The following is a 21833-nucleotide window of genomic DNA, read 5'->3' on the forward strand; positions in this document are numbered from 1 at the left end:
AGGCGCTCGTTTTGTGCGCCTTTTCCTGACTTCGGTTGGCCTCAGCGGCCGAACACGTTGTTTGGTGTCCAAGTAAACTTTTCACCCTGCTTGCCGGATTTCATCATCAGGCAGGACGTTCCCAGCTTTTGGAAATAGATGATTTTCAGAGGGTACCAGCCCGCCTTTGGAACTTCGACCTCGGTGCGCTGGTTGGCTTCACACCCCTGGATCCCAGTGACCCGGCCGATCTGCTGGCCACCGACATAGGCCTCGATCCCGTCATTGGACCAGGTTTCAAGCTCGTAAATGCCCGGAGAATCAAAGCGCATGTACCCGGTGATTTCAGCGGCAACATTGTAGGGGTCCGTGAATGTCAAAACCGGCTCGCCCTTGTTGGTGTCGGCATAGTCCAACCCGCGCAGTGGCTTGCCCGGCTTGGCCTTGGACAACACGCTTTTGGCCTGGCTCAGATCGCGGATCTTTCTCTGAGTACCCTGCCCCACATATTTCACGTTCAACCCCGCCTTGGGATTGGGCTGCGGGTTGGCGGGCTGCAATTTCAAAGGCGCGGCAAATGCGGCACCGGCGACAATCGCCATCACGGTCGCCAATGCGCCTGTCCGAACAAAACTCATGATCGTGTCTCCCTGACATCGCGCCCTGTTCGATCTGGTGCCGAATTTCTGGCGCTTTCAGGCTGACGATATTCCGGGATACATATGCCTGCAAGGTCCTTGCGGCAGTGGGCTCAAGCTCAGGCCCGCAGGTCTTTCGGGGATCCCATGACCACGTAAGACGTGATCGAAGTGACATGGGGCAAGGTGCCCAATACGTCGGTATGGAAGGTCTTGTAGGCCGACAGGTCGGCGCATTCCACCCGCAACAAGTATTCGATCGTACCGGTGATGTTGTGGCATTCGACCACTTCGGGCGCCAATTGCACCGCTTTTTCAAAACCTTCCTGGGCGGTCTTTGTATGCTCACCCAGTCCGACGCCGATATAGGCGACAAAACCGACACCCATCGCCGCAGGGTTCAAAACGGCGCGATACCCGCTGATGACGCCCGACCGCTCAAGCTCTTGAACCCGGCGCAGACAGGCTGACGGCGAAAGCCCTACGCGGTCCGCCAGTTCAAGGTTGCTGATCCGGCCATTCCGGGCCAGCTCTTGCAATATTTGCTGATTCTTGAGGTCAATATTCGCCATTTGTTGCAAGCTTTATGTAATCGAGCGCGAAATCGCAATTTCATTTGACCAAACCTGGGCGATCTTTGCGCCATGACTTACGAAATTCTACTTGCGCTGGTCGCCTTTGCCTTTGTCTCGTCCATCACGCCGGGACCGAACAATCTGATGCTCATGGCCTCAGGGGCGAATTTCGGGTTCCGGCGGACAATCCCGCATATGCTGGGTATCGGCCTGGGTTTCATGCTGATGGTTTTGTTGGTCGGCGCAGGATTGGTGCAGGTGTTCGAAGCCTATCCCGTCAGCCACGTGATCCTCAAAATCGCGTCGGTGGCCTATCTGCTATTCCTCGCGTGGCGAATTGCCAATGCGGCTCCTGCCAAGGGCCCGGGACACGCCGGACGACCCATGACGTTTCTGCAGGCGGCGGCGTTTCAATGGATGAACCCCAAAGCCTGGGCCATGGCGTTGACGGCGACGACCGCCTATGCCCCGGGCCAGACCCTGCAAGCCATTGCGCTGGTTGCCATTGTATTCGGCTGCGTGAATCTGCCATCTGTCAGCACCTGGACGGTTCTAGGCCAGCAGATGGCGCGCGTGCTGACCAACCGGCGACGTCTGACCGTGTTCAACTGGTCGATGGCGGTTCTTCTGGTGATTTCGTTGTACCCGGTGCTGTGGCCGGGCTGAAGTCGCCGGCCCGCCTACCTTGCCGCCCCGCGCGGGAAACGCACCCCGACATGCGGTGCCGAGTTGCATCCGGGGCGACCTCGGGTCATATAGCGGAGAACTTTCGCGTTGAGAGGCGTCATGACCCAGTATCTGGATTTCGAAAAACCGCTGGCCGAGATTGAAGGCAAAGCCGAAGAGCTGCGCGCCCTGGCCCGCGCCAACGAAGAGATGGACGTAGCGGACGAAGCCGCCGCGCTGGACGCCAAGGCGGCCAAGCTGCTGGACGAGTTGTACAAGGACCTGACGCCCTGGCGGAAATGCCAGGTGGCCCGCCATCCCCAACGTCCGCACTGCAAGGATTATGTCGAGGCCCTGTTCACCGAATTCACCCCGCTGGCTGGCGACCGCAATTTTGCCGACGATCTGGCGGTCATCGGCGGCCTGGCACGGTTCAACGACCAGCCGGTGATGGTGATCGGCCATGAAAAAGGCTCGGACACCAAATCGCGGATCGAGCGCAACTTCGGCATGGCTCGCCCCGAAGGCTATCGCAAAGCCGTGCGCCTTATGGAAATGGCTGGTCGGTTTGGTCTGCCGGTGATCACCTTGGTAGATACTGCCGGCGCGTATCCGGGCAAGGGCGCCGAAGAACGCGGGCAATCCGAAGCGATCGCCCGTTCAACCGAGATGTGTCTGAAAATCGGTGTGCCGCTGGTGTCTGTCATCATCGGCGAAGGCGGCTCGGGCGGCGCGGTGGCTTTTGCCACGGCCAACCGGGTAGCGATGCTGGAGCACTCGATCTACTCGGTTATTTCGCCCGAGGGCTGCGCGTCGATCCTGTGGAAAGATGCCGAAAAAATGCGTGAGGCCGCCGAGGCGCTGCGCCTGACCGCGCAGGACCTTCAAAAGCTGGGCGTCTGCGACCTGATCATCCCCGAACCCAAAGGTGGCGCGCATCGCGACCGCCCGGCCACGATCGAATCCGTAGGCAAGGCGATCGCCAAGATGCTGAAGGATCTGAACGGCAAGGATGCCGCCGCGCTGATCAAGGACCGGCGTCAGAAGTTCCTGGACCTCGGATCCAAGGGACTGGCGGCCTGATCCGTCAACCACCCAAAGAGCGCAACAAGCTGACCGAGGGTACGCCCGTAACGGGCAGGCCCTTGGCTTGCTGATACGCGGTGATGGCCGCGGTGGTGTTCTTTCCGATCACCCCATCAGCCCCTTGCGTGTCATACCCGGCAGCAGTCAGACGCCGCTGCAACTCTTTGCGATCTTCCAGCGTCAGGCCGGTTTCATCGGGCCCGAATGACGCCTGAAAGGGTGCGCCACCGGCGATCCGATCGGACAGGTGCCCGACCCCGATCGCGTAGCTGTCCGAGTTGTTGTAGCGTTTGATCACCTGGAAATTGCGGAACACCGCTATGCGCGGCCCGGGTTTCTGCGGCTGCAGAATTGCAACCGGTGTGCCCGAATTTGCCGCTGCAGATCCGACCTCACCTCCCCAAGGCTGCCCTCGCACCCAACCCGCCCGCGACAGGTAGGCAGCTGTCGAAGCCAGCGAGTCTGCCGGATCGTCGGACCAGATGTCGCGTCGGCCGTCTCCGGTGAAATCCACTGCGTAGGCCAGATACGAGGTCGGGATGAATTGCGTATGCCCCATGGCACCGGCCCAGCTACCGGTCATGTTCGCCGGCGACGTGTCGCCGTTCTGAAGGATCTTCAACGCCGCAATCAGCTGGCTTTCGAAGAACGCCCCGCGACGCCCGTCATAGGCCAGCGTGGAAAGGGCCGAAATCACGGGCACATCGCCCCGCCGCTGCCCATAGCGGCTTTCCAGCCCCCAGACCGCCACCACAACCTCTTTGTCCACGCCATAGCGCGACTCAATCTGCGTGAGGGTGGCGTTGTGGCGTTGCAGCATCTGCTTGCCGGTACTGATCCGCTCGTCTGACGCGGCAATGGCCAGATAGTCTTCGAGCGAGCGCTTGAATTCGACCTGGTTGCGGTCGCGTTCGATCACATCTGGCAGGTAACCGGCCCCCTGAAACGCCCGGTCGATCGTCGCTTGCGAAATACCCTGCCCTGCCGCGCGCGCCTTGAAACTTGCAACCCAAGAATCCCAGCCGGCATTGGGCACTGCCCGCATTCGCGACGCGGTTGTTCCGGTAGGCGCGGACCCGCCCGCGCAGGCGCTCAGGAAACCTGCACCGAGGCCCAGTGAGAATGTCCGTCGATTGATCATGGCTGAAATCTGCTCTTGTTTGTTGTTGGCAGCAGCGTAGCGCAGCAAATGCCTTGAGGCTAGCTTCGCAACCGCCGCCCGTTTGGATTTCACACTTTGAGCAAAGGCCCGCTCAGCTGACCAGCAAGCGCAGACCCTGGGTCACATCCGATCGCACCGCCAACCGCAAACCCGGTTCGTCCCCCGCCTTCAGAGCGGCGATGATCAGCTTGTGGTAATGCGGCGGCTCGGTCCGTCGCAGGCGGCCATAAAGAGCCCGCATGGTCGGACCAAGCTGCAGCCAGACTGTTTCGGCCATCGCAAGTATGGCCGGAGCCTGCGCCCGCAGATAAAGCGTGCGGTGAAACTCGAGGTTCGTTCGGATGTAGCCGACCGCATCGCGCTTGGTCACCATTTCGGCCACGGTCATGTTGATGCTCTGCAACCGGTCGATCAGAGCCATATGCGCCCGAGGCAGCGCACGGCTGGCCAGCTCGACCTCCAGCAGGGCCCGCAGCGCGGCCAATTCTTCGATCCGGTCGTTGCTGAGTTCGGGCGTAGAGACCCGACCCGAGTTGGACAGAAACAGCGCCCCTTCGGCGGCCAGACGGCGAACGGCTTCGCGCGCCGGCGTCATGGACACACCGAACTCCTTGCCAATGCCGCGCAACGTCAGCGCCTGACCGGGCGGGATTTCTCCATGCATGATTCGAGACCGCAAGGCGCGGTATACCTGATCATGGGTCGCGATCTGGGAGTCGGAGCTGCGGGTGGTCAACATCCTCTCATGTGATCACAAATCCCCGTGACGTCAACCGGCGGGCGCATCGAACCTGTAACGGTGCAGTTCGGCCCCATTGTCGCGCAGCCAGTGCCGGGCCGCTTTGTACGGCCCAAAAAGCCGCTCGACCTGCGCCCAGAACGCCGCCGAATGGTTCATCTCGGCCAGATGCGCGACCTCATGAGCCGCGACATAGTGCAGGATTTCGGGGGGCGCCAGAATCAGCCGCCACGAAAACATCAACCCTCCCGCTGCACTGCACGACCCCCACCGCGACCGTGTATCGCGCATCGTCAGACTGGAGTAGCCCCGCCCCAGCATGGCCGCATAGTCGTCGCAGGCTTCGGTCAAGCGATCACGCGCCAGCTCTTTCAAAAAGCGGGCGAGGCGCCGCGCTTCGGCCCCTTCGGGCACCGCAACCTGATCAGCGTGCAAACTGACCCGGCGCCCCTCCGCCGGCACGATTCGCCTTGGCACACCTTCGACCGGCAGGGTTTCCCCGAAGCCGACCGACGCCGGAACGGGCCGCGCGCCCAGATGCTGGCGGATCCAGTCCTCCTTTGAGCGCGCAAAGCCGATCGCCTCGGATTCGGACACAGCCTGCGGATAAGTCAACGTAACCCGGCCATCCAACTGGGAAATCCGCAAGCTTATGCGGCGTGCCCGCGCCGATTTGCGCAAGGTCAGCGCAACGGGAGGCTGTCCGGGCAATGAATGTCGCCCCATGGTGCGATCTCCTTGGCGCAAAGGCTTTGACAGTACCCGCCGCATGTGGCAGGTGACCTGAATCGTTGATACGACTCACCTGATATCAAGGGGAATTGACATGCCCAAGGAAGAATGGGGCGTAAAGCGCGTTTGTCCGACCACTGGCAAACGGTTTTACGACCTGAACAAGGACCCGATCATCAGCCCCTACACCGGCGAGATCGTGGAATTGGAAACCGGCAAAAGCCGGATGATCGCAGCCGACGCCGAAGATGCAGCGTCGGTCAAGGCGCGCGAAGCCTCGTCCGATGACGAACTGCTGGACGATGATGACGCAGTCGATGTCGATCTGGACGACGATCTGCTTGAGGACGACGACGAGGACAACGTCTCGTTGGACGACATCACCGACGTCGCGTCGGAAGACGAAGACTCGTGATCCGGCCGGGGCGGCGCAGGCTGCCCCGCGCCCCGATGCGCCCCGTGCGCCGCGCATCTTTTTTCACCGAATCCGATTTTTTGGTCTTGCACTCGCGCACGTCGTTTCATAAACGTCCGTCCACCGCACAGGCGGTACCGGAAAGGGGCCTTAGCTCAGTTGGGAGAGCGCTTGCATGGCATGCAAGAGGTCAGGGGTTCGACTCCCCTAGGCTCCACCAAATCCCCTTCCATCGCATCCAGATCGCCCCCCCCGGGCTAAATCTGCGCCGTTCCGATGCCCGTGGTTCTTTCCAGTATGTCCACGCCCTGCTGTTTCCAGAAATGCAGAAGGTCGATGAAAATCCAGTTCTCGGCCAGTTTCTCGCCTGCGCGGCGGTAGATGTCGATAACCCGAAACTCACCGGGCGTTTGGGTCGCGGGCATGCCCATGAACCCTCCGGTCGGAACAGCCGTGAAGTTCGGCCAGCCGAAAAACCCGCCGTAGTGACCTTCGGCCAGCCGGCAGACATGTTTGGTCTTTGACCGCTCGGCGAATGCCGCGCGGAAGGGACCGGCGTGTTGCTTGCCATACCGTTCAATCGTGTAGGTGGCGCCAATTCCCTCGGGGCCCCACCAGATCATGTCTTCATGCCAGGTACGGCTTAGCTCTTCGCTCAGGGTCAGGCCACTTTTCCACTGGCCCAGATCGGAAATCATGGCGTTGATCAGCGCCAGAGTCTGCTCCCCTTCTTCGGCGGGTTGATCCGTGCCAAGGACACCGTCGTGTGTCTGGGGCCCGGGCTGTACAAGATGGGCTGCGGTTTGGGGCGGAAACGGGTTCTGACCAGCCTGCACCATCAGATGCGGGATATCGAAATACATCGCGGTCTCGACGATCTTGCCGTCTTGCACCTTGTTGAACTCGCAATAGCGCAGGAATGCCATTTTGCCTGTCGGTCGAATGCCCAACCAGGAGTGGTCGAACAGACCCATCAGATGGCCCATGGAAACCACCCAGACCTCGCGCTCGTCGGTCAGCGAGTTGCACCCCGCGAAGAATATGTCCTGACGCCGCTGCATGCGTTTGAGGCTGTTTCGCAGCGGGCCCCAGAAGTTTTCCGCTACGTCGTGGACCCCCGAAATCTGACCGAACGGATGAAAGCCGCGCCACAGCAGATTCGGCGCACAGAATCGCCCCATGACATCTGCCAGCTTGTCGTTGGTGGCCAACTGCAGGTCCTCATAGAACGCCTTCACCAGATCTTTCTCTTTTTGAAAGCTCATCTGTTTTTCATTGTTTTGCAGCATCTTGCGCCTGTTATTGCCTAGGGGTGAATCACTGATTGCCGGCATATTTGCATACGTATGCAAAAATGTCTTGCCAGAATTGGTAAACCAAGAATACCCTTTTGCAAACGTATGCAAAACGATTCCTTCCCGGGGGGCTTCATGGCGGAAATTCAACTGCGCAATGTCGGCAAGCGATGGGGATCGTTTGTTGGGGTTCACAACTTCGATCTGACGATTGCCGATCGCGAGTTTCTGGTTCTGCTTGGCCCGTCCGGCTGCGGCAAGACCACGACTATGCGCATGATCGCGGGGCTTGAGGACGTGACCGAGGGCGACATCCTGATCGATGGCAAGGTGGTCAACGATCTTGAGCCTAAGGACCGCGACGTGGCGATGGTGTTCCAGAGCTACGCCCTCTACCCCAACATGAACGTCTATGAAAATATCCGCTTCCCGCTGAAGGTCCGCGGGATCGACCCCGCAACCCATGACGAAAAGGTGCGCCGCGCCAGCGCCATGGTCGAGCTGGACGATTTTCTCCATCGCAAACCCGCTGAACTGTCGGGCGGTCAGCGCCAGCGGGTCGCCTTGGCCCGCGCGATCGTGCGCGAACCGAACGTGTTCCTGATGGATGAGCCGCTGTCCAACCTGGACGCCAAGCTGCGTGTATCCACCCGCGCGCAGATCAAGAATCTCAGCCACGAACTGGCCGTCACCACGATCTATGTCACCCATGATCAGATCGAGGCCATGACGCTGGCCGACCGCGTTGTGGTGATGAAAAAGGGAATCGTGCAACAGGTCGGCAGCCCGACCGAGATCTACGACCGCCCGGCCAACACTTTCGTCGCCAGCTTCATCGGCTCGCCCGCCATGAACCTGATGGATGGTCAGGTCGAGGGCGGCGTTTTTTGGACCAAGGGTGTCGAAATCCCGGGACTGGACGTTGCTGATGGCCCGCTGACCTTGGGGTTCCGCGCCGAGGATGCGACATTGGCCGAAGGTCAGGGCCAGATCACTGCACCGATCTACACGCTCGAGCTGCTGGGCGACGCGACCATGATATCGGTCAGGGTCGGCGGTGCACTGATCTCGGTCAAAGCCGACAAAGCATTCCGCGCCGAAATAGGCGAGATGGTCTCGTTCTCGGTGCCGAAAGAAATCTGTCACCTTTTCGAAGCAGAGAGCGGTGCGCGGATCGGGGGCTGACCCCAACCAAAGCCCGAAAGGGCCAACCAACGGTCCGGACGTCGACGACGGACCGATCCTGACAGGGAGAAACGCATGAAACTCAAGACAATTCTGATGGCAGGCGCCATGACCATGGTGACCAGCACTGCATGGGCGGCGTGTTCGTTCGAGAACACCGTTCCGCTCAAATCACTGTCCGCCGGGTTCGAAGCCTGGAAGGCCGTCACCGACGCGATGGCCGAGTGCGGCAATTTCGGCGCATCGCTGGACCAGGAGTTCCGCGAGAAGCAGCCCGAAGCCTTTGCGGCGGATCCGGCTCTGTACCAGATCGGCGGCGTGTCGAACGCAACGCTGGTGCCGTTGCTGAACGCAGGCACCATTCGTCCGCTGGATGATCTGGTCGCGAAATACGGCCAGGATCTGCTGCCGAACCAGCTGATCAAGGTGGACGGCCAAACCATGGCGATCGCCATGATGGTGAACGCCCAGCACCTGATGTACCGCAGCGACGTTCTGGCCGATCTGGGGATCGAAGAGCCCAAGACCTATGACGATGTTCTGGCCGCTGCAGCCAAGATCAAAGAGGCCGGCGTCATGGATTACCCCATCGGCGGCACCTTCAAGACCGGATGGAACCTGGGTCAGGAATTCGTGAACATGTACCTGGGCGAAGGCGGTGAGTTCTTTGCTGACGGCAACATGCCTGCGATCAACAACGATCAGGGCGTGAAGGCTCTGGAGACGCTCAAGGCCATGACCGAATACATGGACCCTGAGTATCTGGTGTCGGATTCCACATACGTTCAGCAGCAGTTCCAACAGGGCAAGATCGCCATGGCCAACCTGTGGGCCAGCCGCGCGGCCGCAATGAACGATGAGGCCGAAAGCCAGGTCGTCGGCAAGGTCGTCATGGCGGCCGCTCCGATGGGCTCGGCCGCTCCGGCAACCACGATCTGGTGGGACGGCATCGTTCTTGCCTCGAACATGAGCGACGAAGAAGCCGATGCCGCGTTCCGCGTGGCGCTGGAAGGCATGGATGCGGAAATGGTCGAGGCCAACAACAACGCCGCCGTCTGGCTGAACCCGGCCTACAAGCCCGGTGATCTGGCCGCAGGTGCAGCCGCTTCGGCAGAAGCCGGCGCCAAAGCCTATCCCGCATCTGGCCCGATGGGGATCATGCACACCGCGCTTGGCAATGGCCTGGCCGATTATCTGACCGGCGCCAAGGACGCACAGACCACGCTGGCAGACATCGAGGCGGACTATCTGACCGCCGCGAAAGAGGCCGGACTGGTCAACAACTGATCCTGCCGCGGGAGGGCCTCGACCCTCCCGCACCCAATCCAACGAGAACCATGAGAAAGGCAGAGCCATGAATTTCCGGACATTTGCCGCCTTTGTCGGCCCCTCTGTCTTTATGATGCTTCTCTTTATCGCTTTCCCGCTGGTCAGCGTGTTCAAGCAGAGTTTCTACGTCACCCAGCCCATCTATGAGACGGTCGAGGTCGAGACCTGCACGCCGGGCTTCCTGACCCAGACCTGCGTGACCGAGGAAAAGTCCATTCCGAGGCTGGACGAAGAGGGCGAGATCATCACGCAGACCCAGTTTGTCGGGCTGGAAAGCTATCGCAACGTGCTGGAGCCTGAACGCGCCTGGCGCGCGATCAGCGAAGGCAGCTGGAGCGTGCTGTCCACGATCAATTTCTGGAAGGCGCTGCGCTTTACGTTGACCTTTACCTTGATCACTCTGCCCTTGGTGATCGGTACCGGGCTGCTGATCGCCATCGTGATCAACAATGCTGCATCGGCAATACGTGGTCCGGTGATCTTCGTGTCGCTCCTGCCCTTCATCATCACGCCGGTCATCGGGGCCCTTTCGATCAACTGGCTGTTTCGCGGCGACGGTATCCTCACGGCCCTGCTGGAATGGTGGCTGAACCGCGACATCGCGCTGTTCGCGCAGGCCTGGACGATCGAGTTGCTGATGATGCTGTACCGCGTCTGGCATGTCGCACCTTTTGCCGCGATCGTGTTCTACGCCGGTCTCCAGACCGTGAACCAGGACAGCCTTGAAAGCGCGGTGATCGACGGCGCGAGCCGCTGGCAGCGCCTGAAATACATCGTCATCCCGCACCTGATGCCGCTGATTATCTTCGTGTCGATGATCCATCTGATGGACTCCTACCGGGTGTTCGAAGAAATCGTCGGCTTCTCGAGCCAGGGCTACGTCATCTCGCTGCAATGGCTGACCTATGACTTCCTCGTGCCGGATCAGGCGGGCAACCGTTCGATCAGCCGGGCTTCGGCCAGCGCCATGCTGACCATGGTCGGCATCGTCATCCTTCTCATCGCACCGCTGCGCCGGACATGGCGCGACCACAAAGGAGGTCACTGATATGTCCTCGCGCGCCCTTCGCCAACCGCTCGGCCTGCGCCTGTCGTCGAACCTGTTTCTGGCGTTCTGGTGCCTCGTGGCGGCCTTCCCGATCTTCTGGATCGCGGTGATGAGCTTCAAATCACCCGTGGACGCATTCGACAGCAACGCGCTGAACGTGATCTTCGGTCCAGCGACTCTTGCGACCGGAGATGGCCTTTCCATCCTCGACATCATCCTCGGCATTGTCACCATCTGGGTCGCGGTGATTGCGACGACCAAGACACTGCCCTCGATGGTCAGAACCTACTCCAAGCCGGGTCAGGCCTGGTTCGGCTGGATCATCGGTGGTTTGGCTTTGGTGCTGGGTTTTTTGTTGGTGTTTTTCCTGATCCTGCCGGCCGTTTTGAACGTGCTGAACCCACTGTTCGGCCCGCTGGGGCGGGACGTGGTTGGTCTGACGACCGAACACTACAAGACCGTCTGGATCGACCGCGGCTTTTCCAACAACTTCAAGAACTCACTGATCGTTACCGCAGGCGTCGTGACCGTGTCGCTGACCGTGGGCACGCTGGCGGGCTATGGGTTGGCGCGGTCTGGCTCGACGCTGGCGTTCTGGATCCTGATCGTCGCGTTGGTGTTTCGCGCGCTGCCGCACTCGGTTCTGGTGGCGGGCTATCTGCCGGTCTTCATCAACTCGGCCGAATGGCTGCGCCCGATCCTGGGGGAAAACGCGCCCACGCTGTACGGCAAGCCCTTTGCCGTGATCGCGGTTCTGGTGGCGATCAACCAGCCCTTTACCATCTGGATGCTGCGGTCGTTCTTCCAAAACATCCCGGCCGAGCTGGACGAAGCCGCGCGCGTGGATGGCTGCAACCACTTCCAGGCCTTCCGTCGGGTGATCATGCCCGTGATGTGGCCGGGCGTCATCACCACCGGTCTGTTCAGCTTCCTGCTGGCCTACAACGACTTTCTGGTGACCTCGCTGCTGCTGGACGCGCAGAACCAGACCATGGTCCCGGCCATCGCCGGCATGTTCAACCGCGAAACCACCACCACCGACCAGGTCGTCGCCGTGGCCGCCGCCGTATCGATCACCGCGCCGCTGTTCTTCCTGGTCATGATCTTCCAGCGCCAGATCGTCAGCGGTCTGACCGCCGGCGCGGTCAAAGGCTGATGAGCCGCCGGTTCCGCCATAACGCCCTGACGCGCCACCCGGCGCTGAACAGGTTGCCCAGGGATTTTCCCGGATTTGGGGGCACGTCCCCCCGATCCCCAATCCCTGACAACCTGACAAGGACAAGACGATGAAAGGTTCCCGACCTGAACAAGCGGTTCTGACCCGCGACACTGACCTGACCAAGACCGAAGACACGCGCCGCGTGATCGAATCCATGGTCGACGGCCTGAATGACCACCGCATCAACGACATTGGCGAGTTCTTCGCCGAAGGGTTCCGCTGGATGGGCAACCAAGGCTGCGGCACGAAGAATGGCCTGAAAGAGTTTCAGGACAACTGGCAGCGGCCCTTCCAGGCCGCGTTTTCCGACAAGGTCTGCATCGACGAGGCGCGGCTTTACATGGGTGAATGGGCCGCGGCCTTCGGCCGGCAGGAGGCGACCCATTCGGGCGAATTCCTGGGCATCCCGCCCACCGGCAAGCGGGTCGAGATCCGCTACATGGATTTCTGGAAAGTGGTCGATGGCAAGATCGTCGACAACTGGGTGAACGTCGATTTCGCCCATGTCGCCGCGCAGCTGGGCGTCGACCTGTTCCAGGGCCACGGCTGGGAAGCATATGACCGGGGCGAGAAAACTCCGCCCCGCCCCGACAACTGAGGATCAAGACAATGGCAATCGAGTATCTCAAACGCGGCAAGTCCGACGCAGACCGGGCCGAGGATGACGCCAAGACCCGCGCCGTGGTCGAGGCGACGCTGAAGGACATCGAAACCCGTGGCGACGCCGCGGTGCGCGAGCTGAGCGAGAAGTTCGACAACTATTCGCCCGCCTCGTTCCGCCTGTCGCAACAGGAGATCGACGACCTGATCGCACATCTGTCAGACCGCGAACTGGCCGACATCAAGTTCGCGCAGGAGCAGGTGATGAACTTTGCCCGCGCGCAGCGCGCCTCGATGACCGATATCGAGGTCGAGACCCTGCCGGGCGTGATCCTGGGCCACAAGAACATCCCCGTGCAGTCGGTGGGCTGCTATGTGCCCGGCGGCAAGTTTCCGATGGTGGCCTCGGCCCATATGTCCGTGGCCACGGCCAGCGTTGCGGGTGTGCCGCGCATCATCGCCTGTACCCCTCCGTTCCAGGGCAAGCCGAATCCGGCGGTGATCGCCGCCATGCATCTGGGTGGCGCGCATGAGATCTATGTCATGGGTGGCATCCAGGCCATCGGCGCCATGGCGCTGGGGACCGAAACGATCGACCCGGTGCACATGCTTGTTGGCCCCGGCAACGCCTTCGTGGCCGAGGCCAAGCGCCAGCTGTTCGGCCGCGTCGGCATCGACCTGTTCGCCGGCCCGACCGAGACCATGGTGATCGCCGACGAAACCGTCGACGCCGAGATCTGCGCCACCGACCTGCTGGGGCAGGCCGAGCACGGCTACAACTCGCCCGCGGTTCTGGTCACCAATTCGCGCAAGCTGGCCGAAGAGACCCTGTCCGAGATCGACCGCCTGCTGGGCATCCTGCCGACGGCTGACACCGCGCGGGTCAGCTGGGAGGATTATGGCGAGGTGATCCTGTGCGACAGCTATGACGAGATGCTGCAGGTCGCCGACGAGATCGCCTCGGAGCATGTTCAGGTCATGACCGACCGCGATGACTGGTTCCTGGATAACATGACCTGCTATGGTGCGCTGTTCCTGGGGCCGCGCACCAACGTATCGAACGGCGACAAGGTGATCGGCACCAACCACACGCTGCCCACCAAGAAGGCTGGGCGTTACACCGGCGGTTTGTGGGTGGGCAAATTCCTGAAGACCCACAGCTATCAGAAGATCCTGACCGACGAGGCGGCAACCCTGATCGGCGAGTACGGCTCGCGCCTGTGTCTGCTGGAAGGGTTCGTGGGCCATGCCGAACAATGCAACGTGCGGGTGCGCCGCTATGGCGGCATCAACGTGCCCTATGGCGCACCGGCCCCATACCGGGATGCCGCCGAATGAGTGACAGGCATACGCAGCACAAGGCGCTGATCGCGCCGCTTCGGGCGGCGATGTATGATTTCGACGAATCCGGCGTGCGGGAAGCACTCGCGCAGGTGACCGCGCCTGACGCCCTGTTCCGCCTGTGCCATCCCTTCGGTGACAGCACCGGCAGCGAGGCGTTCTACGATCTGGCCTACAATGGCCTGCTGGATGCCTGGCCGGACCTCGAGCGGCGCGACTATATCGTGATGGCTGGGCCGGACGAGTTCGGCGCCGATTGGGTCGGCTGCGGCGGCTACTACACCGGCACTTTCACCGGTCCTTGGCTGGACATCCCGCCGACCGGTCATCAGGTGACCATGCGGTTTCACGAGTTCTACCGGTTCGAAAACGGCCGGATCGTCGAAATGCAGGCCCTGTGGGACATCCCCGAGGTGATGATGCAGGCCCGTGCCTGGCCGATGGCGCCCAGCCTGGGCCACGAATGGCATGTGCCGGGCCCGGCCACGCAGGACGGTCTGGTGCCGGGGCCCTATGACGCCGACAAGGGCCGCGCCACCTGCCAGCACATCATAGACATGCTGGAACATCTGAAAAAGCACCCCTCGCAGGGCGGGCCCGAGGTGATGGAGATGGAGCGGTTCTGGCATCCGCGCATGAACTGGTACGGGCCTTCGGGCATCGGCACCGGGCGCGGCTATGCCGGGTTCCGCAACTGGCACCAGATCCCGTTCCTGAACGGAATGCCGGATCGCGGGCAATATGTCGATGACATCACTTATCATTTCTTCGGCGATGGCGATTACGCGGCAGTAACCGGCTGGCCTAACATGATCCAGACCGTCACCCATGACGGGTGGATGGGCATTGCGCCCTCGGGCAAGCGGATCACCATGCGCAGCCTCGATTTCTGGCGACTGGAGAACGGACTGCTTCGCGAAAACTGGGTTCTGGTCGATCTTCTGGACGCCTATGCGCAGCTTGGTGTTGACGTCTTTGCCCGCCTGCGGGAATTCAACAAGGCCCGGAACCTGGGCCGCATTGAAACCCCGGATGGAATGAGCTGATGACACAACTGCCCCGCACCCCTTCGTTCTCGCTGAGCGGCAAGACCGCATTGGTCACCGGCGCGTCTTCGGGCATCGGATTGGGGTGCGCTGTCGCCCTGGCCGAGGCCGGGGCGCATGTGGTCTGCGCCGCGCGCGGGGCCGAGCGGCTGAACGAAGCGGTGTCCGCCTTGCAGGCGCAGGGCTGGTCGGCCGAGGGGCGGGTGCTGGATCAGGGCGACCTGACCGCGTTGCAGGCGCTGTTCGACGCGCAAGCCTTTGACGTGGTGGTGAACTCGGCCGGAACCGCGCGGCACGGGCCGGCGGTCGAAACGGCGCCCGAGGATTTCGACGCGGTCGCGAGTGTCAACCTACGCTCGGCCTATTTCCTGTCGGCCTACGCGGCCAAGGCGCTGATGGCGGCCGGGCGGCCCGGTTCGATTATCCATATCTCCAGCCAGATGGGCCATGTCGGCGGCATCGACCGGGCGCTGTACTGTGCGACCAAGCACGGGCTGGAAGGCATGGTCAAGGCGATGGCGATCGAATGGGGCAAGCAGGGCGTGCGCATCAACACGGTCTGCCCGACTTTCATCCGAACCCCGCTGACGCAGTCGACTTTCGACAACCCCGAACGTGCAGCCTGGATCATGGACAAGATCAAGCTGAACCGCGTGGGCGAGGTCGAGGATATCATGGGCGCGGTCCTCTATCTTGCCTCCGACGCCTCGGGGCTGGTCACCGGCACGTCGATGCTGATCGACGGCGGATGGACGGCGGACTGATGGCGGACAAGGTCACATCGCTTCAGGTCGCGCAACTGGCCGGCGTCAGCCAGTCGGCGGTCAGTCGGGTGTTCACGCCCGGCGCCTCGGTCAGCAAGAAGACCGAGGAAAAGGTACGCAAGGCGGCGGCCGAACTGGGCTATCGTCCCAACGTGCTGGCGCGGGCGATGGTGTCGGGCAAAAGCCGGATCATCGGCCTGGTGGTCGGCTATCTGGACAACTACTTCTATCCCGAAGCGTTGGAGAAACTGTCCAACCGCCTGCAGGAGCATGGCTATCACGTGCTGATCTTCATGGCTTCGCGCTCGGCCGGAAACATCGACGACGTGATGGAGGAAATCCTCGACTATCAGGTGGACGGGGTCATTCTGGCCTCGGTGCCGATGTCGTCGGACATCGCCACGCGCTGCCAGCAGGCGGGCGTTCCGGTGGTGCTGTTCAACCGCAGTCAGGATATCGAGGGCATTACCACAGTAACCTCGGACAACTATGCCGGCGGCCGCAAGGTAGCCGAGTTTTTGCTGGCGGGCGGGCACCAGCGCATCGGCTACATCGCAGGCTGGCAGGGCGCCTCGACCCAGCGCGACCGCGAGGCTGGTTTCCTTGCCGCACTGCGCGATGCCGGAAGCGATCTTTTTGCACATGGGATCGGCGAGTTTCACACCGAAAATGCCCGTGCGGCGGCCCGAACCATGTTCGACGTGGCACCGGAGCGCCGACCTGACGCGGTTTTCGTCGCCAACGATCACATGGCTTTGGCGGTCATGGATGTTCTACGCTTTGAGCTGGGCCTGCGCATCCCCGAAGATGTCTCGGTCGTGGGGTATGACGATGTGCCCCCTGCCGGATGGCCCGCATACAATCTGACGACGATTCGGCAGCGGGCGAACCTGATGGTCGCGGAAACGGTTGCCGCGCTGCTGGATCACATCGAAGAGCCCAAGACTTCTGAACCCCGCAAGGTGGCAATTGACGGACCGCTGATCGTACGAACCTCGGCCCGGTTGCCCAAGGGATGGAACCCGAAAAGGACGAACACATGAAGGGATTTGACCCCAAATTCCGGGATTTTCCCGACTATATCATCGGCATCACCAAGGAAATCTGGGAAGATCGCGGGATCGCCACGCTGCATAAATATTACAGCGACGACATCGTTGTCCGTTCACCGGGTTCGGTCGTGCTGGGCAATCAAAACGTCATTGGCGCGACGATGGCGACCCTCGCCGAGTTTCCCGACCGGCAGCTTCTGGGCGAAGACGTGATCTGGTCAGGCACGCCCGAAGAGGGGATGCTGAGTTCCCACCGCATTATCTCGACCGCCACGCACCTTGCCGAAGGTGTCTATGGCAAACCAACCGGAACCAAGCTGCGGTACCGGATTCTGGCCGATTGCCATGCGGTCGACAATCAGATCAACGATGAATGGCTGATCCGCGATCAGGGGGCTATCGTGCGCCAGATGGGCTGGGACCCCAAGGAATACGCAGCCGATCTGATCGCTCGCGAGGGCGGGCCGGAAAACTGCGTGAAACCTCTGACGCCCGAGATCGACCAGCCCGGCCCTTACAAGGGTCGAGGCAACGACAATGAATGGGGCCAGCGCTATGCCGATATTCTGACCCGGATCATGAACGCCGACATGGGAGCGATCGGGGCTGAATACGACCGCGCGGTGCAGTCGGAATATGTCGGCGGGGTCACCGGACACGGTTGGGACCCGGTCGACCGGTTCTGGATGGGATTGCGGGCCAGCTTCCCCAACGCCGAGTTCCGCATCGAGCACCAGATCGGCCGCGACGATCCCAACATGCCACCCCGTGCCGCACTGCGCTGGAGCCTGTGGGGCAAGCATGACGGCTGGGGGGTGTTTGGAGCCCCCACCGGAGCGCAGGTCTATGTTCTGGGCATCAGCCATGCCGAATTCGGTGAACTGATCAGTGGCCAGCCCAAGCTGCGCCGCGAATACACCCTGTTTGATGAAACCTCGGTCTGGAAGCAGATCCTTCTGCAGGGCACAGAGGTCTGAATGCTCGCTCCGATCGAATATCGTGTTCTGGCCTGTGGCCTGCGCGAGACCGGTGCAAGCCGGCGCTTTCACCTATTCCGGCAAAGCCTTCGAGCGCGCCGCCTGAATTTGCGGCCTCCGGGAACGTGATCGAGCATCTGCCGACCATTCCCTCAAACGCATAATCCGGAACCAGTACCATGACACAATCAACCATCGCATCACGCATCGTCCGTTATGGAGAGCTCAAGCCGTGCAAGACGGCCTTCATTGATGCCCACACGCCGGGCAGCGATCAGAAAGAGAACTTTACCATCATCGGCGGCGGTGTTTCGGAGTCGCCGGATCAGCACGTTCATATTACCGACAAGATCGGCTTCAATATCGGGGCCGCCGGCCAGCCGCCCAAATGCCGCAACTCGCTGCACAGCCATACGACGGCCGAGGTCTTTTTTGTCGCCAAGGGCCGCTGGCGGTTTTTCTGGGGTCGCTATGGCACGGCGGGCGAGTTCATTGCCGAGGAAGGTGACATCTTCAACATTCCTACCGGCATTTTCCGCGGGTTCGAGAACGTGGGCGACGACTACGGGATGATCATGTCCATTCTGGGCGGTGACGATGCCGGCGGCGGCGTAACCTGGGCACCTCAGGTCATTGAAGACGCCCGGGCGCATGGGTTGATGCTGGGTGACAACGGCGTGCTCTACGATAGCAAGAAGGGCCAGGACCTCCCGCACAACGTCCGGCCTATGCCCTTGCTGACCGAGGAGCAGCTGAAATCCTATCCCGAAGTGCCGGTCGAAGCCGTGATTGGAAAATACGTGGCACGCTACTGGGACCTGATGGCGCTGGCGGCCGACAAACCCGCCAAGGTGATCGGTGAAAACGGTCTGATCAAGGACAAGCCCGGCTTTGAGGTCGACTTCCTGACCCGTGGCTCAGGTGTTCAAGACCCCACCAAATCGGCCAAGCCCGTCGTGCTGATGCCGGCAAGCGGCCATTGGCGGGTCACTGTCGAGGATGTCGAAACCACGATTTCGGGCGGGGATACTGTGCTGGTGCTGCCCGGCGAAGCCTATACCATCACTCCATCCATGACCGGAACGGCCGGGTTGTACCGCATCACCGCGACCGACGATCCTGCTGGCGCAACCTGGACCGGCAACTGATCAAGAAAGGACCCCGCATGACAAAGATACTTACCACCCATGTGGGGTCTCTGCCCCGATCCCAGGAAGTTGTCGACTTCATCTTTACGCGCGAGCGGCACGAGCCCTATGACGCCGATGCGTTCGACAGTTGCATGACCAAGGCCGTGTCTGAAACGGTTCGGCGTCAGGTCGAGGCCGGTGTGGACATCGTCAGCGACGGAGAGACCTCAAAAATCTCGTACGCGACATACGTAAAGGACCGCTACACAGGTTTCTCGGGGGACAGTCCACGGAATGCCCCCGCGGACCTGAAGATGTTTCCCAGTTTTTTGCAACGTCTTGCCAACGAAGGGGGCACACCCCAATACGCCCGGCCGCAATGCACGGGCGACGTTCGCTCGAAAGGCCAAGACGAACTGAACAAGGATATCCGCAACCTCAAGCAGGCAATGGCTGAGCACGGAGTCGATCGTGGCTTCATGAACGCCGCCTCGCCCGGGGTGATTTCTCTGTTTCTGCAGAACGCCCACTACCCCAGCCGTGAAGCCTATTTGGCCGCGCTCGCGGATGCGATGAAGCAGGAATATGAAACGATCGTCGCAGCGGGACTGGATCTTCAGTTGGACTGCCCCGATCTGGCCCTTTCCCGGCACATGCTGTTCGCTGACCTTTCCGACGCCGAATTCATCGCGATCGCCGAGATGCATGTCGAAGCCCTGAACCACGCGCTGCAGAATGTCCCGCAGGATCAGGTCCGGGTGCATATCTGCTGGGGGAACTACGAAGGCCCGCATTGCTGCGACATTGCGATGGATCAGGTGTTCACGACCCTGATGGCAACCAAATCCCGCTATGTTCTGTTTGAAACGTCGAACCCGCGCCACGCCCATGAGTGGACCGTCTTCCGGGATCGCAAGAGCGAAATCCCGGACGACAAGATCCTTGTGCCCGGCGTCGTAGACACGACAACGAATTTCATCGAACACCCCGAGCTGGTGCGGCAACGCATCGAGCGGTTCACCAACATCGTCGGGCCGGATCGGGTCATCGCCGGGAGTGACTGCGGGTTTGGTACATTTGCCGGCTTCGGTGCGGTCGACCCGGACATCGCCTATGCCAAGCTGGCCTCCCTGGCCGAAGGTGCCAGATTGGCATCGGCATGACGCCCCTGGTTCTTCTTCCCGGAATGATGTGCGATGCCCGACTGTTCGGGCCGCAAATCGAGGCCCTGTCCGGACGGGTGCCGTTGATGACCCATCCGCTGAGCGCCCAGGACAGCGTCGAGGCAATGGCCGCCGATGTACTGAGCCACGCGCCGCCGATGTTTGCCCTTGCGGGACTTTCCATGGGCGGGATCGTTGCCATGGAGGTCCTGCGCCAGGCGCCAGAACGTGTTGAACGGCTGGCACTCCTGGACACGAACCCTCTGGCCGAAGCAAACGAGGTCAAAGCCCGGCGCGGTCCGCAGATGGAGGCCGTGCGCCAAGGTGGATTGCGGCAGGTCATGCGTGACGAGTTGAAGCCGAACTATCTGGCCGATGGCCCTCGGCAGGGCGCAATTCTTGACCTTTGCATGGCCATGGCAGCCGATCTGGGCCCCGAGGTCTTTCTTCGCCAGTCCATCGCACTCATGGGCCGCCCGGATCAAACGGACACCTTGTCCGCTTATCAAGGTCCAAGCCTCGTTCTATGCGGCGAGGATGACAGACTATGTCCGTTGGAGCGGCACGAACTGATGCACAAGCTTCTCGGAAACAGCACGCTGGAGGTCGTAATCGGTGCGGGGCACCTACCCACCCTCGAGCGACCCCAGGAAACCACAGCGGCGTTGCGCCGTTGGTTGGAGGTTCCATGACACCGTCCCTACTTGCCTTGCTACGCAAGGTCGACACACCCACAGTCTGCAACGGCATCGAGATGGCACAAGGCAAGCGCGGGTTTGACCAATTCACGCGTGGTACGATGTTCTGCTCGGCCCCGTCCGAGGGCGCAATCGTCGGATTTGCCCGTACAGCCAAGATCGCTGCGGTGCAGCCGCCCTCCGAAGCGCCAGAAGTCATCAGGCAGCGGCGAATGGACTATTACAGATACATGGCCGAGGCCCCGGCTCCCTCTGTTGCAGTGGTTGAGGATGTCGATTTCCCCTCTTGCATCGGCGCCTATTGGGGCGAAATCAATACGTCTGTGCACAAAGGGTTCGGAATGGCCGGCGCACTCACCAACGGGGTCATGCGGGACCTTGGTGACATGCAGCAAGGATTCCCGGTCATCGCCGGCTCTATCGGGCCCAGCCATGGTTTCGTTCACGTCCGAGAAATCGACACGCCTGTTTCGATCTTCGGCCTGACGGTCAATCCATCTGATCTCATCCATGCGGACCGGCATGGTGCTGTTGTCGTACCTGCTGATCTGATTGATCGGATCGAACACGCCATTCTGAAACTCTTTGAAACCGAACGAATAATTCTGAATGCGGCTTCTGAACCCGGCTTCAACTTCGAGAAATTTGAAGTCGCTTGGGCCGCATTTGAAAAAGCGCGCGTGTAAGGGTGTACGCAGTCTGACTGATCCCTGACGTGGCTCGGCAGTTCGTTTGTCGGTCGTAGCCTACGTCTTGGGAGATCCGATCGCGCATTTTGCGTGTTTCTTTCCTTTTGTATGCCTTTTGTATGTCGGCGATTGTTGGGTTGGCGCGAAACGGGCGGTGGAGAACGAACAAAGCCGCCCTTGGGCGGCTCGTTCGGTGTTTTGTTGGACTGTTTTGGTTGCGGGAGCAGGATTTGAACCTGCGACCTTCAGGTTATGAGCCTGACGAGCTACCGGGCTGCTCCATCCCGCGACACTTTGGGTTGGTC

The 21833-nt window shown here is 61.2% G+C and carries 23 protein-coding genes and 2 tRNA genes; 18 read left to right on the forward strand and 7 right to left on the reverse strand.

What is annotated here, in order from left to right:
• Positions 1 to 41 precede the first annotated feature (41 nt).
• Positions 42 to 617, reverse strand: coding sequence for a PA14 domain-containing protein (locus tag AC2FM5_RS09225; RefSeq protein WP_170361412.1), 576 nt, complete (start codon positions 615 to 617; stop codon positions 42 to 44).
• Between the two features lie 119 nt (positions 618 to 736).
• On the reverse strand, positions 737 to 1189 hold the full coding sequence (locus AC2FM5_RS09230) for an Lrp/AsnC family transcriptional regulator (protein ID WP_170361410.1): 453 nt from the start codon (positions 1187 to 1189) through the stop codon (positions 737 to 739).
• A gap of 72 nt (positions 1190 to 1261) precedes the next feature.
• Between AC2FM5_RS09230 and AC2FM5_RS09235 the strand changes: the two genes are divergently transcribed.
• Together AC2FM5_RS09235 and AC2FM5_RS09240 are read left to right on the forward strand one after the other, a co-directional pair.
• The gene (locus AC2FM5_RS09235; protein WP_496735181.1) at positions 1262 to 1858 is read left to right on the forward strand and encodes a LysE family translocator; all 597 of its coding nucleotides are present in this window, start codon (positions 1262 to 1264) and stop codon (positions 1856 to 1858) included.
• Positions 1859 to 1978: 120 nt separating this feature from the next.
• Positions 1979 to 2941, forward strand: a complete 963-nt coding sequence (locus AC2FM5_RS09240; RefSeq protein WP_170372615.1) for an acetyl-CoA carboxylase carboxyltransferase subunit alpha — start codon at positions 1979 to 1981, stop codon at positions 2939 to 2941.
• Positions 2942 to 2945: 4 nt separating this feature from the next.
• On the opposite strand, the gene AC2FM5_RS09245 is transcribed toward AC2FM5_RS09240, so the two are convergent.
• The 3 genes from AC2FM5_RS09245 to AC2FM5_RS09255 form a co-directional block, all read right to left on the reverse strand.
• Complete coding sequence (locus tag AC2FM5_RS09245; RefSeq protein ID WP_496735182.1) at positions 2946 to 4085, reverse strand: lytic murein transglycosylase; 1140 nt, start codon at positions 4083 to 4085, stop codon at positions 2946 to 2948.
• Positions 4086 to 4197: 112 nt separating this feature from the next.
• A complete protein-coding gene (locus AC2FM5_RS09250) occupies positions 4198 to 4845 on the reverse strand; it encodes a GntR family transcriptional regulator (protein ID WP_496735183.1) in 648 nt (215 codons plus the stop codon).
• A 30-nt stretch (positions 4846 to 4875) separates the two neighbouring features.
• A complete protein-coding gene (locus AC2FM5_RS09255; RefSeq protein WP_244952479.1) occupies positions 4876 to 5571 on the reverse strand; it encodes a M48 family metallopeptidase in 696 nt (231 codons plus the stop codon).
• Positions 5572 to 5671: 100 nt separating this feature from the next.
• Between AC2FM5_RS09255 and AC2FM5_RS09260 the strand changes: the two genes are divergently transcribed.
• Together AC2FM5_RS09260 and AC2FM5_RS09265 are read left to right on the forward strand one after the other, a co-directional pair.
• Entirely contained in the window at positions 5672 to 5992 is a 321-nt protein-coding gene (locus tag AC2FM5_RS09260; RefSeq protein ID WP_170342794.1) for a TIGR02300 family protein, read from the forward strand.
• 144 nt (positions 5993 to 6136) lie between these two features.
• A tRNA-Ala gene (locus tag AC2FM5_RS09265) sits at positions 6137 to 6212 on the forward strand.
• Positions 6213 to 6249: 37 nt separating this feature from the next.
• Here AC2FM5_RS09265 and AC2FM5_RS09270 read toward each other — a convergent pair.
• Positions 6250 to 7257, reverse strand: a complete 1008-nt coding sequence (locus AC2FM5_RS09270; protein ID WP_496735184.1) for an ester cyclase — start codon at positions 7255 to 7257, stop codon at positions 6250 to 6252.
• Between the two features lie 165 nt (positions 7258 to 7422).
• On the opposite strand from AC2FM5_RS09270, the gene AC2FM5_RS09275 reads away from it, so the two are divergent.
• From AC2FM5_RS09275 to AC2FM5_RS09340, 14 genes are all read left to right on the forward strand, one after another.
• Entirely contained in the window at positions 7423 to 8472 is a 1050-nt protein-coding gene (locus tag AC2FM5_RS09275) for an ABC transporter ATP-binding protein (protein WP_496735185.1), read from the forward strand.
• A gap of 75 nt (positions 8473 to 8547) precedes the next feature.
• Positions 8548 to 9759 (forward strand): ABC transporter substrate-binding protein, encoded by a 1212-nt coding sequence (locus AC2FM5_RS09280; protein WP_170342797.1) that lies wholly within the window; start codon positions 8548 to 8550, stop codon positions 9757 to 9759.
• Between the two features lie 115 nt (positions 9760 to 9874).
• Positions 9875 to 10849, forward strand: a complete 975-nt coding sequence (locus AC2FM5_RS09285) for a carbohydrate ABC transporter permease (protein ID WP_244952478.1) — start codon at positions 9875 to 9877, stop codon at positions 10847 to 10849.
• 1 nt (position 10850) lies between these two features.
• A complete protein-coding gene (locus AC2FM5_RS09290; protein WP_496735186.1) occupies positions 10851 to 12005 on the forward strand; it encodes a carbohydrate ABC transporter permease in 1155 nt (384 codons plus the stop codon).
• A 130-nt stretch (positions 12006 to 12135) separates the two neighbouring features.
• A complete protein-coding gene (locus AC2FM5_RS09295) occupies positions 12136 to 12666 on the forward strand; it encodes an ester cyclase (protein WP_170601399.1) in 531 nt (176 codons plus the stop codon).
• Between the two features lie 11 nt (positions 12667 to 12677).
• The gene (gene hisD, locus AC2FM5_RS09300) at positions 12678 to 14006 is read left to right on the forward strand and encodes a histidinol dehydrogenase (protein WP_496735188.1); all 1329 of its coding nucleotides are present in this window, start codon (positions 12678 to 12680) and stop codon (positions 14004 to 14006) included.
• The gene (locus AC2FM5_RS09305; protein WP_496735189.1) at positions 14003 to 15055 is read left to right on the forward strand and encodes an ester cyclase; all 1053 of its coding nucleotides are present in this window, start codon (positions 14003 to 14005) and stop codon (positions 15053 to 15055) included. The genes hisD and AC2FM5_RS09305 overlap by 4 nt, the downstream gene beginning before the upstream one ends.
• A complete protein-coding gene (locus AC2FM5_RS09310) occupies positions 15055 to 15819 on the forward strand; it encodes an SDR family NAD(P)-dependent oxidoreductase (RefSeq protein WP_496735190.1) in 765 nt (254 codons plus the stop codon). Before AC2FM5_RS09305 ends, AC2FM5_RS09310 begins: the two co-directional genes overlap by 1 nt.
• Positions 15804 to 16862, forward strand: a complete 1059-nt coding sequence (locus tag AC2FM5_RS09315) for a LacI family DNA-binding transcriptional regulator (protein ID WP_254430021.1) — start codon at positions 15804 to 15806, stop codon at positions 16860 to 16862. Before AC2FM5_RS09310 ends, AC2FM5_RS09315 begins: the two co-directional genes overlap by 16 nt.
• On the forward strand, positions 16859 to 17848 hold the full coding sequence (locus AC2FM5_RS09320; protein ID WP_496735191.1) for a nuclear transport factor 2 family protein: 990 nt from the start codon (positions 16859 to 16861) through the stop codon (positions 17846 to 17848). The genes AC2FM5_RS09315 and AC2FM5_RS09320 overlap by 4 nt, the downstream gene beginning before the upstream one ends.
• Positions 17849 to 18027: 179 nt before the next feature.
• Positions 18028 to 18996, forward strand: coding sequence for a cupin domain-containing protein (locus AC2FM5_RS09325; RefSeq protein WP_170439777.1), 969 nt, complete (start codon positions 18028 to 18030; stop codon positions 18994 to 18996).
• Positions 18997 to 19013: 17 nt separating this feature from the next.
• Entirely contained in the window at positions 19014 to 20141 is a 1128-nt protein-coding gene (locus tag AC2FM5_RS09330; protein WP_170442120.1) for a cobalamin-independent methionine synthase II family protein, read from the forward strand.
• Positions 20138 to 20833 (forward strand): alpha/beta fold hydrolase, encoded by a 696-nt coding sequence (locus tag AC2FM5_RS09335; RefSeq protein WP_480638343.1) that lies wholly within the window; start codon positions 20138 to 20140, stop codon positions 20831 to 20833. Before AC2FM5_RS09330 ends, AC2FM5_RS09335 begins: the two co-directional genes overlap by 4 nt.
• Positions 20830 to 21525 carry an RraA family protein gene (locus AC2FM5_RS09340; protein ID WP_496735192.1) on the forward strand — a complete coding sequence of 232 codons (696 nt, stop codon included), beginning with the start codon at positions 20830 to 20832 and terminating at the stop codon, positions 21523 to 21525. Before AC2FM5_RS09335 ends, AC2FM5_RS09340 begins: the two co-directional genes overlap by 4 nt.
• A 215-nt stretch (positions 21526 to 21740) precedes the next feature.
• On the opposite strand, the gene AC2FM5_RS09345 is transcribed toward AC2FM5_RS09340, so the two are convergent.
• Positions 21741 to 21817 (reverse strand) — tRNA-Met (locus tag AC2FM5_RS09345).
• Positions 21818 to 21833: the final 16 nt, after the last annotated feature.

The organism is Ruegeria sp. BHSA162, from assembly GCF_059613385.1.